Raw genomic sequence first — 12,879 nt, forward strand, 5'->3', positions numbered from 1 at the left:
GTTTCTCAACCACCGATATGCGACATTTCAATTTTCGGCATTGTTTTGTTATTCGTATTGCTTAACCGTTCATCTGAATAACGGTCTGAACGATTATTCCAAATGTCACGAATAATATTAGTAATCGCTTCATCTGTATATCCAGAACGAAGTAATTCCTTAAGATCGTTTCCTTTAGAAGCAAACAAACATGTATACAATTTCCCTTCTGCTGAAATACGCGCTCTTGTACATGATGAACAGAACGAATCTGTTACAGATGAAATAATTCCTATTTCTTCATCACTACCGATATAGCGATAACGTGTCGCAACTTCACCAGGATAGTTCGCTTCAATACGTTCAAGCGGTATAACTTTATGAATCATCTCTACTATTTCTTGCTTAGAAACTACTTCGCTTAATTCCCAGCCGTTAAAATTACCGACATCCATATATTCAATGAACCGGAGGATATGCTTATTCTCTTTAAAATACTCTGCCATCTGAACGATGTCTTGTTCATTTTTCCCTTTTTGAACAACCATGTTCATTTTAATTTTCATTCCGGCTTCCGCTGCAGCCTGTATTCCTGCAAGAACCGTTTTCACTTTACTTCTATTCCCATTTAAATAAGAGAATCGCTCTTCATTTAAAGAATCTAAACTAACTGTTACACGAGATAAACCCGCCTTATATAAATCAGGAGCAAATTTTTTAAGTAATGATCCATTTGTCGTTAAACCAATATCCTCTACTCCGTCAATTTCGTTTAACCGCTGTATGAGTTCAGGCAAGTCTTTTCGAAGTAAAGGCTCTCCCCCAGTAATGCGTAACTTTCTTACACCTAAAGAAACGAAAATACGTGTAATCCTTTCAATTTCATCAAAAGATAAAATTTTATCATTAGACAAAAAAGCATAATCACGACCAAATATTTCTTCTGGCATACAATATCGACAGCGAAAATTACAGCGATCAGTAACAGAAATACGTAAATCCTTTAAAGGACGATCTAATTTGTCTAATGTAACAGATTTCATGATTATTGCCTCGTTTCTACTTATTTTATATTTATAATCCGCTTTGGATGCGTATATACATTTAAAGATTTATTACGAATGAATCCTATTGTAGTAATCCCTAACTGCTCCGCTAGCTCTAATGCTAACTCAGTTGGAGCTGATTTTGACAATATTACTTCACAGCCAATTTTCGCAACTTTTAATAGAATTTCAGAAGAGATACGTCCGCTAAAAACAATAATTTTATCACCAATCGAAATGTTATTTTTTAAACAATAGCCGTAAATTTTATCTAAAGCGTTATGTCTTCCTATATCCATGCGGCTTAAAACAATTCCACTCACATCACATAAAGCTGCATTATGAACGCCACCTGTATGTTGAAACGTAGACGCAGATTGCTGCATATCATTCATTAACCGAAAACAATCCTCGGCAGAGATTTTTACGCGAATATCATTCATTTTTTTCGCAGTCAGCGCATCGTTTGCGAAAACAAACCCTTGCCTACTCATTCCACAGCACGAAGTAATATAACGTTTGTTTTGCATGTCACGATAATAAGGATTGATTTTCGTCGTTTTTACATGTACATAGCCTTCTTTTTCTTGCACCCATATTTCATCAATATCTTCATACTTTCGGATAATGCCTTCAGAGGCTAAAAAGCCAATTACCATGTCTTCAATATACTCTGGAGTACTAACCATTGTAACAAATTCCTGGCCGTTAATTTTAACCGTTACAGGAAACTCTGTTACAATGCTATCCTCTATATGCTTGAATTCCCCTTGCTCATATTTAAAAATTCCCCGTTCCACCTGAATCGATTTCACGATGAGTATCCTTCTCTCACGTTATATTTTTATCAAAGACAAACACCGAAACTGCAATATCTTCATCCACTTTCATATCAGAAAATAGATGAACTAACTTCGCACCAACAAGTTCTTCTAAATGCTCACGAGAATTAACAGCATACACTTCTTGAATCATTTTCGTTCGAGCCATATGAACCATTTCCGCACCATCCATCGTTCCCGAAATAAATTTCTCAGTAGGTGTCAAATTCCCATAAAGTGTAGCAATCGCCATATTTTCAGCAAATACAGTATGAATTCGCTCCGGCCCTTTTCCGAATAAATCCTTTCGAAGCTTTCGGATCATATCATTAAATTCGTGTACCATCTTTGACATACTCTCATTCCTCCCCTGTTCATCAACACTAACTTTTCGCATATTCTTTCATCATAACTATTCTACCAAAGTGACCCTTTCATCTAAACTATTCACTTAAATTGAGACGAAAAGATTCATCTTTACACATGATTTCAAATAAGTGTAAAGATGAATTACTATTATTGTTTCTTATCTATTCTTCTTTTAACCCTTTACCCATACCTTTTAAGAAATGAAGACCAAATCCGATAGCACGATTAATATCTGGATCCTTCAGTACTTTCATAAGGTCTAATATTCCTACTTTTTTATTACTTTGCAGATGCTGATTACCTTCATCCATACCTGTTAATACACTACCTACAAGCTTTTTCGTAAGTTCCGGATCAAGTTCTGTTAAAGCTCCTGCAGCGCCCATCATATTATTAATTAAATTTGTAACAGGTTCACGAGTGACTTGGCCTAGAACGATTTTTGCGATTGGTTCTTTCGCTTTCAGCATAGAATTTGCCGCTTCCAGCATCCCAATGTCATTCAGTTCACCTACTATATTAAACATTTGATTTAAAGCTTCTTCATTATTAGCTAGAAGTTCTTTTAAATCTTCGAGTTTTTGTTGTTTGAGTTCTTCCTCAGTTAGCTCCTGCTTCTGGATTGCTTGAATAGGTGCTGCCATATTCTTTTCTCCTCCCTAGTTATCCGTTAAATGTACGTATCCTAGACGAGCCCACTTGCGATTTACCTCAATGCCGTTTTGAGGATGACGCTTTTTATTACGTGGATTCGTTTTTGGCATCGGATTTTCACCTTCTACTTGTAACACTTCCATACGTACTTTCGTTTGTTTATATGCAGGCGTGTTTGTACGTAAGTCAACAGCAGGACCTGTTAAGAAATTAATTGCCGAATCTTTATCCGTCGAGTTCATCGGTAAATACAGTTCATTCGCTTTTACACGATTCGTTACAAGTGCACGTAATTTAAGTGCTCCAAATGGGGAAACAAGGCGTACTAACGAACCAGTTTTCACTCCACGTTCCCTTGCCAATTCTGGAGAAACTTCGACGAAAACACCTGGTACTTTCGATTGAATACCAGTTGATTTATTCGTCATGTTCCCTTCATGGAAATGTTCAAGCATACGACCGTTATTAATGTGAAGATCGTATTCTGCTGGGAATTCAGCAGGACGTACCCAATCAGCTATCGCAAAACGAGCTTTTTTGTCCGGGAAGTTAAATCCATCTTTAAATAGAAGCGGCGTATTCGTTCCATCAAAACTTCCCCAGTGGAAACTGTTCCACCCTTCAAGCACTTCATAGTTTGCGTGTGCGAACAGTGGTGATAAGCTTGCCATTTCAGCAAAGATTTCACTTGGATGATTATAATTCCAGTTTGCGCCTAACTTATTAGCAATTGCCTGCACGATCCACCAGTCTGGTTTCGCATCTTCTAGCGCCGGAAGCACTTGATATAATCTTTGTACACGACGTTCTGTATTTGTAAAAGTACCTTCTTTCTCAAGAGATGGCGCTGCTGGTAATACTACATCAGCGTATTGAGCTGTTTTAGAAAGGAACACATCTTGAACGACAAAGAACTCAAGACTTGATAACACTTCATGTACATGATTTGCGTTAGAGTCTACAAGGGCCATATCTTCTCCAACAAGATACATAGCTTTCATTTTCCCTTCATCAATTGCGTGAAGCATTTCAATGTTATTAAGACCTGGTTTGTTATCAATTTTCACTCCGTAAGCTATTTCAAATTTCGCACGTTCTACATCGTCAGTAACGTGCTGATATCCTGGAAGCCAGCCTGGAAGTGTTCCCATATCACAAGCACCTTGTACGTTATTATGACCTCGAAGCGGGTATGCACCAGCACCTGGACGGCGATAATTTCCTGTTGCAAGTAGTAAATTTGAAATTGCAGCGGAAGTATCTGAACCACCAGTATTTTGCGTTACGCCCATTCCCCAAAGAATACACGTACCATCTGCATCACGAATCATTTCTGCCATTTTAACGAGCGTTTCTTTTGAAATGCCTGTAATCTCTTCTGCATATTCAAGCGTATATTCCGCAAGACTATCTTTGAAATCTTCAAAGAAGTTTACATTCTCGTCGATGAACTGCTGATCGTGCCAACCTTGATCAATCATATATTTCGTAACAGCCATTAACCATACTTGGTCTGTTCCTTGTTTTGGACTAATAAAGATATCTGAACGCTCTGCCATTTCAGTTTTACGAAGATCTGCAACAATTAGTTTTTGACCGTGAAGTTTATGCGCACGTTTCACACGAGTCGCTAATACTGGGTGACCTTCTGTTGGATTACAACCGACGATAATAACAAGACCCGATTGCGCGATATCTTTAATCGTCCCTGCATCTCCGCCCATACCAATTGTACGGAACAATCCATCCGTCGCTGGTGATTGGCAATAACGTGAGCAGTTATCAATGTTATTCGTTTCGAACACTTGACGCGCTAATTTTTGAATAACATAATTATCTTCATTCGTGATTTTAGAAGATGAAATAAAGCCGATAGAGCCTTTACCGTACTCTTCTTTAATAGAGCCCAATTTATTCGCCACTACATGAAGCGCTTCTTCCCAAGTTGATTCAACGAACATTCCATTTTTACGAATTAAAGGTTTCGTAAGTCGTTTTTCAGAATTAACGAAATCCCAACCAAATTTTCCTTTTACACAAGTAGAAATTGCATTAACTGGCGCCTCAGAAGTTGGTTGTACCTTTAAAATTTCGCGCCCTTTCGTCCATACTTCAAATGAACAACCTACACCACAAAACGTACAAACTGTTTTCGTCTTCTTCGTACGAGTGTCGCGCATCGCAGCTTCTACTTCTGACACAGCGAAAATACCGCTATATCCAGGTTCAACCTCTTTAATAAGATCGACCATAGGCTCAAGAATATCCGGCTTCAGCCCAGTCATAAATCCAGCTTCACCAAGCATCGATTTCTCCATTAATGCATTACAAGGACAAATTGTTACACATTGACCGCAGCTTACACATGAAGAATCGTTAATATCTACTCCTTCGTCCCAAATAACACGTGGGCGCTCTGCCTCCCAATCAATAGATAACGTTTCATTTACTTGTAAGTTTTGACATACCTCTACACATTGACCGCACGCGATACATTGATTCGGATCATAGCGATAAAATGGATGAGACATATCAACTTCACTTACATCAACTTTTGGCTCATAAGGATATTTTTGATGCTCAATTTCCATTAATTCTGCCGTATTATGCAGTTTACAATTCCCGTTATTGTTGTCACAAACCGTACAGTAAAGTAAATGATTTTCCAATAAGCGGTCCATCGCCTCATGTTGTGCTGCCTTCGCACTAGTAGAGGACAACTCAATATTCATACCGCTCGTCACTACTGTAGAACAGGATCGCACAAGCTTTCCGTTAACTTCTACAATACAAGTATCACACGTTTGAATAGGATCCACTTCCGGCACATAACAAATTTGTGGATGTTCAATTCCGTTCTCATTAATGATGCCTAGTACCGTTGAACCAGGCTCAGCACTATATTCTTTGCCGTCAATTGTAATATGAATCATGCTGTCGTTCATGGTTACTCCCCCTTTTTGAGAATAAAAAAAACTCCACCACGAAAATATACGCACCACATTTTTGGCACGTTATCATCATGGTGGAGTAGTTTATTAGCACATCTTGCTAAAATACCAATCCATTTATTCATAAATAAAATGATAGATTCATAACAGGTCATATCACGATTCCATCTTTAACACTGTAATTATAGCGTTAAATCGAAAAATACACAATATAATTATCATTAAAAAGGACAAAGCACATAATGCTCTGACCTTTTTATTACCTTTCGGGATTATTTTTGGCTGACTTATTTCCCGGTGCAAACCAACCAATTAGTGCGATCGCAACTAATACTCCATAGAAGATCAACGTCCAAGTTGTACTGTGCGGAAAATCATGGTCTAAAATACCAATATCCTCATGAGCCAGTGTAATTACAGCTAATTTGACACCAACCCAAGCAACAATCGCATATGCCGTTGTTTCCAATGCTGGCCGTTTCTCAAGAAGCCCCACAAACCAAGTTGCCGCAAATTTAATTAAAATAAGTCCGGCAATTCCTCCAAGAAGTACAACAATGAACTGTCCTCCATCCATACCTCCGAAATCGTCAAGTGGTGAATCCGGAAGCCCCAGGGCAAGAGCAACTGCGGCTAATATTGAATCGATCGCGAAAGCAAGGTCAGCTAATGCAATCTTACCTACTGTGAACCAGTAACTTTTACCTGCCGCTTCCTTTTCATCGTCCTCATGAATATTTTGATTGTCTTTTCCAAATTGCGCCTGAATGACATGTTTCAGTCCTAAATAAAGAAGATAGGCTGCTCCTATTGCTTGTATTTGCCAAACATTTGCAATAAATGAAATCGCAAATAGGGCTGCAAATCGAAAAACAAAGGCCATAATGATTCCGTAATTTATAGCTTTTTTCTTCTGTTCTTCGGGTAAATGTTTGGCTATAACTGCTAATACAAGGGCATTGTCCGCCGATAACAATCCTTCTAATCCAATTAAAATTAATAATGCCCAAGCATACTCTAGCCATATTGAATCCATCCACTTCTCTCCTTTCTAAAACAAAAATGAGGTAAAGACTTTGCTATCAATAGAATTTCCTATTAAGCCAAATTAAATGCTAAAACTTACGACTAAAACATTTAGACAGTCAATTTTCTGTCCTCTATTTTTTAGAATTTCTACAAAAAAACAGGTTTAGATTGTGCTTTTCATCCGTATCAAAACCGTAAACGAATGACATGGCCTCTTTTTCCAAGCCACGTCGACATTTGATTTATCGTTAATCACACATTATTAATTTCAGTTTCACTACCAATGTTTTTACAAAATACATATTTCTTTTTTTGAACATTTTCATACAAAATAAAAGGGAAATACATAGTGTATATGTATTTCCCTTTTATTTTGTACCCATTTTTATTATGATACAGTCATAACCTGACCGTTACTATCAACCATAATTTTCATTTTTCCGTCTTGAGCGTTATATAATCCTAGCTTATGTAAATCTTGTTTGCACCCTTTTACGAAGAAAGGCAACGTACGAATTTGATCGATATCAGAGCTCGTAATGAAATGAATTAAATGATGAGTCATTTCTTTAATATCATGTACAAGGTCTTCCTTCTCTCGTTTTAACCTTTCATTTTCAGCACGTAATGAATGCACTTCACCTTCAAGACCCCGAGCGTTCTTCTCTTCTTTCGAGCGCCCTGCAGCCATGCTAGAAAGCTTATAAATCCCCGCCATGAACTGATGCAATTCGTGTTCTTTCTTTTCACTACATTGACTAATTGTTTCAAAGTTATCCACGATGCCAGATATAACTGTTACGAGGCTTTTTTCATCTTCTTCATTTCGAACGTCTTCATTTACTTCCTGCTTGCTTTCTTGTTTTATCTCAGCAATTGTCTCTTTTACAGGTGCATATTTACGTTTTCGCCCCGGTTTTTGTTTTTCGATATTTTCAAACGGGATTTCTTGTTTTTTTAATTTATAATACGTGTTCTGTAATTGACTTTCTGTTTTCGGAAATAAATTCAGTTCATTTTTACTAACATATTTTGAAATGTTTGCGATGTTTAAGCCCTGACGCTGACAAAATTGATATACTTCATACAATAGTTCTAGTTCAGACTTCAACCATGTAATCTCTGATTTTTCATATACTCGCATACCGCCATTTTTTTCTATATCTATTTGAAATAATACCATTCTATTATATAAATCGATAAGCTCTTCATACTTTATTCGGAATTGTTTCTCTATTTTTTTAAATTCCGCCTCTAATTTCATATCGTTCGTTTTATTATTTGACATGTTTTGTAAAAGACTTAATACATTGATTGCTGTGTGGTGATACATAATATGTGTCACTCCCCCTCATCCTTTCACAATTCTCATCTGACTCCCATGTCTTTTAAGAAAATAGAAATTTCCACATATCCATATTATAACATTTCGAAATTATCTGTCAAATAATTAACATACAAAAAAGTATAAAAAGTATGTAAATAATAGAAAAGATTTTTTAAGAAAATAATAAAAAAATCTAACACGATGCTATACCAATAAAATGTGTTTAATTATATTATATGGTATTCTTAATGTAATTTCACCGAAAAATTTTGCGCTATCACGAAATATTACTAACACAATCTAGAGATACATTCTCTTATATTTTCAAATGAAAAAAACCTATTACTTATTAATTAAACCCATCAATAACCCCTAAATACAAACAGCTAACTACACGAAAGAGACTATTAATACTTACAGTCATAAACACTCCAGAAACGTTTGATTTCTCTGCCTGTACAAAGCATAGAATACTAAAAAGGAACTAACCAGTACTATACATGGCTAGTTCCTCTCTTTCAGCTAAAAAAATGTATTTTAAACCGATTCTTCAAACTCTCACTCGAAAGCCTACTTCTTCGACTTACCTAAAATCACTCCATATCTCTGGTCTTAACCTATTAGGCACTGACCGCTTCCTCACTTGGCTAGTTCATCTATTCCCACTAAAAAGCGTGTTTTAAAACGGTTCTTCAAACCCTCACTCGAAGGCCTACTTCTTCGACTTACCTAAAAACACTCCATATCTCTGGTCTTACACATCGCATGGACCTCTATTAGGTACTGACCGCTCCCATACTTGGCTAGTTCCTCTATTCCAGCTAAAAAGAAGCTTTTAAAGCACTAACTTATCAACTAAACCAATTAACTCTTGAATATCAGGCTTACTCACTTGAGCATTCGCTCCAACTGCCTCACCTTTATGGAACAACTCATTCGTAATTAAAGAAGAGAAAATAATAACTGGTAATTGCTTCATTACTTCACTGTCTTTAATTACTTTCGTTAAATGATGTCCATCCATTTTTGGCATTTCAATATCTGTAATAAGCAGATGAATATGTTCAAACATTTTTTCACCTTGCTCTTTTGCTAGTTTTTCAATTTGCGCTAACGCTTCTGCACCATTGCTGAAGAAATTCATTTTCGTATATCCAGCTGTTGATAATGTTTCTTCTAGTATTTGGCGAAGCATCGCTGAATCTTCTGCAATATAAATAACTTTTTCAGCACGATCTGTTTTTTGCTCTAATCCTGAAAGTGTTTTATTGTCATAACCACTGTTACTAATTTCGCAAACAATTTTTTCATAATCTAACAATAAGATAATTTTCCCATCTAGTTTTACAATTCCAGACGTCGTTTCTTCTAGTCCCATAGATAATGAAGCTGGCTCATCAATTTGTTCCCAAGAAATGCGTTGAATACGATGCACTTCATCAACACGGAAAATAACTTTCATTTGGTTTAATTCCGAGATGATAAATTTCGTTTGATCAAGTGGCTTTATAGATTTTAAATTAAGAGCTGTCGCTAAGTTAATAACAGGTAAGATTTCACCGCGTACTTGAACAACACCTTCAACTGCATGATGAGATTCCGGCACAGTTGTAACAGGGAATGGATTAATAATTTCACGCACTTTCATTACATTGATGCTAAATAAATTTTCACCAACAGTATAAGTTACGATTTCTAATTCGTTTGTTCCACTTTCTAATAAAATACTTTGTGCTTGTGACATAAAAGTGTCGCTCCCCTTTCATTAATTCCGTATATCTAATTATTAAGCTTTAATAAACCCCAAAAGTCAACTACCTATATGAAAATAGGGGTAGTTGACTGAGCCTTATAGTTTTAAAGTAATAAAAACAGCGGTAAAGCTTAATCTTGTATAAACGAAGCAAGTGCCTCTAGTAACACTTCTTGCGCTCCTACAATTTCTGTCGGCATCGCTTCCCATTTTTTTGCAAGCTCTGTTTCCACTCTCACTCTAAGCTCTGGGTTCATTTCTCCTAGCACATATTCCTTTGTAGCTATATCAACATCAAGGAGTGCAAGTGCATATAATTCCGGATCGTTTATTTTTTTAAATACTTGTTTCAATACCGCCGGTGCTATATGTTTTAACTTTTCAATGTGAATTTCCTTATCCGAAAATAGTAACTCATATTGAATAAACGTAACATTTTCTTTAATCACTTTAAAATAGCAATTATTCTTTTTATCATTTACAAAATAACCGTTCGGATCTGCAATAATACTCTCTACTTGACGTATTAAATTAGGCAAACTACTCGCCGTCATTACAGTACGTTGCTCAACCTCACTTGGCGAAATGAATGTAACGCGATACTTATTCTGCGCCATCCTCCTCACCTCTCCTTTTATATAAACTTAGTCTAATTGTACACTATAGCACAACTATCTTAAATTAATCTAAATCTATTTCAAATCACTGCTCATAGGCCCTCTCTCAAAACCTCAAAAGAAAGCTTTTAAGCCCCTTTCAACAACTCAATGTTATTGAACCAAAAAGCAAGCTGCTGATCCGTAATATCCGGCAACATAACGAAAAACTCACGGCACTTCATCTCATCTTTAAACAATTGATACTGCCAAACACCATTACTACCAATACTTACGAAATAAAACTCGTGTATAAGGCCAATGACTGCTTGTTTTTCACCAAACGAATATGGAGGCACTTGTTTGATTTCAAATTGATCTGGTAAATATACATGCTCTTCTCGTTCTATTTTTAACACTTGCTCAGCAAGCTCACGTTTATTTTCGAAAAAAGGCAATTGTAAAATTCGCTCTTGTCTTGTCATACGAATAAAAAACCCTTTCTACTACGTTACAATTTTTCTTTACAATTTATTATCGAATTAAGTTCACAACTTCATTTAATACTTCATCTGAAATTTTAATTACTTTCGCATTTCCTTGGAATCCGCGTTGATATAACATTAAATCAACGAATTCTACAGATAAATCTACGTTTGCACCTTCTTGTGCGCCACCACGTACTTTTCCTGCACCGTTTTGACCAGATACGCCCATTGCTAAAATACCAGTTGTATTTGTCGCTGTATAGTTACCATTTCCGTTTTTCATTAAACCGCCCTCATTTGGGAACATTGCAACAGCTAATTGACCAGCAGATTTCATACTTCCATCAGAATATTTTACCATCACATATCCACCGTCAGCAATAAAGCAATCTTTAACAGTCGCCGCCGCTCTACCATCTACGTTTGTTACTGATAATGTTTTCTCTGTCGGATGGTTTGTTAATTTACTAAAATCTAAATTTACTGTTCCGCCATTAAACGGAATAGCTGCTCCTGGATTTTGCTGATTTGGATTTCCTACTGCATCAAATGTCATATTACCACCTGCACCTTGAACATCCTGAAACTCTGTTTCTTTTTTCGAATCATTACGCATCTGTACTTTATATGTATAATTATGTTCGCTCGTTTGTTTAAATTCTACACGCATTGTCCATGTATTACCGGCATCATCATATACAGGCAATTCTTGCGTAATCTGTTTTGCATCAGTTGGAATATTCCCTCCGATTACTCCTTTTGACGTTCGAATACCACCGATTGCTGATCCCATTGGAATTTGCAACGGTCCTGGAATACCAGATAAATCAACTTCACCAGTTGCTGCATTTGCAGGATATGCGAATACGTATTGGCCTTCTGTATTCGTAATATAGTAATCTGAAGATATCCCAAATGTACCTTTACGCGTAAATTCCGTGTTGCCGCCTTTTGAATCACCAACTACGAAGAAACCATTACCTTCCATCGCTGCTTGTGTTTTACCACCCGTTAACGTAATTGTACCATCGCTATAGTCCGTAACTGTTCCGCTCATTTTCACACCGTTACCGATACTTTTCGGGTTCGTTCCTGCGTATTTACCATCGCCTTTTGCACCAATTGAATTGTTGTATAATAAATCATCAAACATTGCTTTTTGTTTTTTATAACCAACTGTTTGTGCATTGGCAATATTATTTGAAGTAACACTTAATGCATTTTGTGTTGCATTCATTCCTGTAATACTTGTATATAACGCTTTAATCATAACGTATGGACACTCCCTTATGAATTTGTTATTTTTACTTCTTCAGCTACTTTTTGATCGTCTTTCTTTGCATCTTCTGGATTCGTTTCTCCAATTGGTTTATCAGACACTCTTTCCACGAAACGAAGAGACACTACTTTATTATCAATAACGAGCTGTACTTCGTTATTTTCTGCAAGGCGAACTGTTTCTACTTGACCAGTTACTTTGTTCCCTTCACCGTCAATACCTCTTACATACTTTCCTAAAAACTTCATTCCACCATCAAGCGCTGTCGAATGCATCGTCGTTCTTAAAGAGTCAACTGCTTTTGTCATATTTTGTACTTGTTCCATAAGAGATAACTGCGCTGTTTGGTTCATCATTTGATTCATATCCATCGCATTAAATGGATCTTGATGTTGGAAACTCGATAAAAACAATTTTAGGAAATCATCTTTTCCCATTACCCCAGGAGTTTTTTGCTCCCCTGCTGAAACTCCATTTGTTTGTTGAACTGGCGATTGTACACCGTTAACAGGTACATTACTTTTTTGCGCTCCTGCTTGTAACGGAATATGATTTGTACTCGTTGTATTTAATCCAACTGTTGGCAC

12 protein-coding genes and 1 pseudogene are annotated in these 12,879 nt (G+C 36.6%); all 13 read right to left on the bottom strand.

The annotated features are described in order from the left end of the window. Window positions 1–5: 5 nt before the first annotated feature. Window positions 6–1,022, bottom strand: coding sequence for a GTP 3',8-cyclase MoaA (moaA, locus tag JTF23_RS00945; RefSeq protein ID WP_204207908.1), 1,017 nt, complete (start codon window positions 1,020–1,022; stop codon window positions 6–8). A 20-nt stretch (window positions 1,023–1,042) separates the two neighbouring features. Further along, a complete protein-coding gene (gene fdhD, locus JTF23_RS00950) occupies window positions 1,043–1,840 on the bottom strand; it encodes a formate dehydrogenase accessory sulfurtransferase FdhD (protein WP_204207909.1) in 798 nt (265 codons plus the stop codon). A gap of 16 nt (window positions 1,841–1,856) precedes the next feature. Further along, entirely contained in the window at window positions 1,857–2,201 is a 345-nt protein-coding gene (locus JTF23_RS00955) for a Na-translocating system protein MpsC family protein (protein WP_002168730.1), read from the bottom strand. A 175-nt stretch (window positions 2,202–2,376) separates the two neighbouring features. Beyond that, a complete protein-coding gene (locus tag JTF23_RS00960; RefSeq protein WP_204207910.1) occupies window positions 2,377–2,859 on the bottom strand; it encodes a helical membrane plugin domain-containing protein in 483 nt (160 codons plus the stop codon). Window positions 2,860–2,874: 15 nt separating this feature from the next. Further along, window positions 2,875–5,814, bottom strand: a complete 2,940-nt coding sequence (fdhF, locus tag JTF23_RS00965) for a formate dehydrogenase subunit alpha (RefSeq protein ID WP_204207911.1) — start codon at window positions 5,812–5,814, stop codon at window positions 2,875–2,877. After that, a pseudogene (locus tag JTF23_RS00970) lies at window positions 5,783–5,975 on the bottom strand (hypothetical protein). The gene fdhF and the pseudogene JTF23_RS00970 overlap by 32 nt, the downstream one beginning before the upstream one ends. Window positions 5,976–6,079: 104 nt before the next feature. After that, window positions 6,080–6,856: a TerC family protein gene (locus tag JTF23_RS00975; RefSeq protein WP_204207912.1), complete on the bottom strand. Its 777-nt coding sequence runs from the start codon at window positions 6,854–6,856 to the stop codon at window positions 6,080–6,082. 381 nt (window positions 6,857–7,237) lie between these two features. Then, a complete protein-coding gene (locus JTF23_RS00980) occupies window positions 7,238–8,182 on the bottom strand; it encodes a DNA-binding domain-containing protein (RefSeq protein ID WP_204207993.1) in 945 nt (314 codons plus the stop codon). Window positions 8,183–9,011: 829 nt separating this feature from the next. Beyond that, a complete protein-coding gene (locus JTF23_RS00985) occupies window positions 9,012–9,920 on the bottom strand; it encodes a chemotaxis protein (protein WP_204207913.1) in 909 nt (302 codons plus the stop codon). A 140-nt stretch (window positions 9,921–10,060) separates the two neighbouring features. Then, entirely contained in the window at window positions 10,061–10,546 is a 486-nt protein-coding gene (locus JTF23_RS00990) for a LysR family transcriptional regulator (protein WP_070139051.1), read from the bottom strand. 128 nt (window positions 10,547–10,674) lie between these two features. Further along, window positions 10,675–11,010 (bottom strand): DUF3964 family protein, encoded by a 336-nt coding sequence (locus JTF23_RS00995; protein ID WP_016104399.1) that lies wholly within the window; start codon window positions 11,008–11,010, stop codon window positions 10,675–10,677. A 49-nt stretch (window positions 11,011–11,059) separates the two neighbouring features. Next, window positions 11,060–12,283, bottom strand: a complete 1,224-nt coding sequence (locus JTF23_RS01000) for a flagellar hook protein FlgE (protein WP_078173056.1) — start codon at window positions 12,281–12,283, stop codon at window positions 11,060–11,062. Window positions 12,284–12,300: 17 nt separating this feature from the next. After that, a complete protein-coding gene (locus JTF23_RS01005; RefSeq protein WP_016104397.1) occupies window positions 12,301–12,879 on the bottom strand; it encodes a flagellar hook assembly protein FlgD in 579 nt (192 codons plus the stop codon).

The sequence above is a fragment of the Bacillus sp. RIT 809 genome, assembly GCF_016892495.1.
Lineage (GTDB): Bacteria > Bacillota > Bacilli > Bacillales > Bacillaceae_G > Bacillus_A > Bacillus_A cereus_U.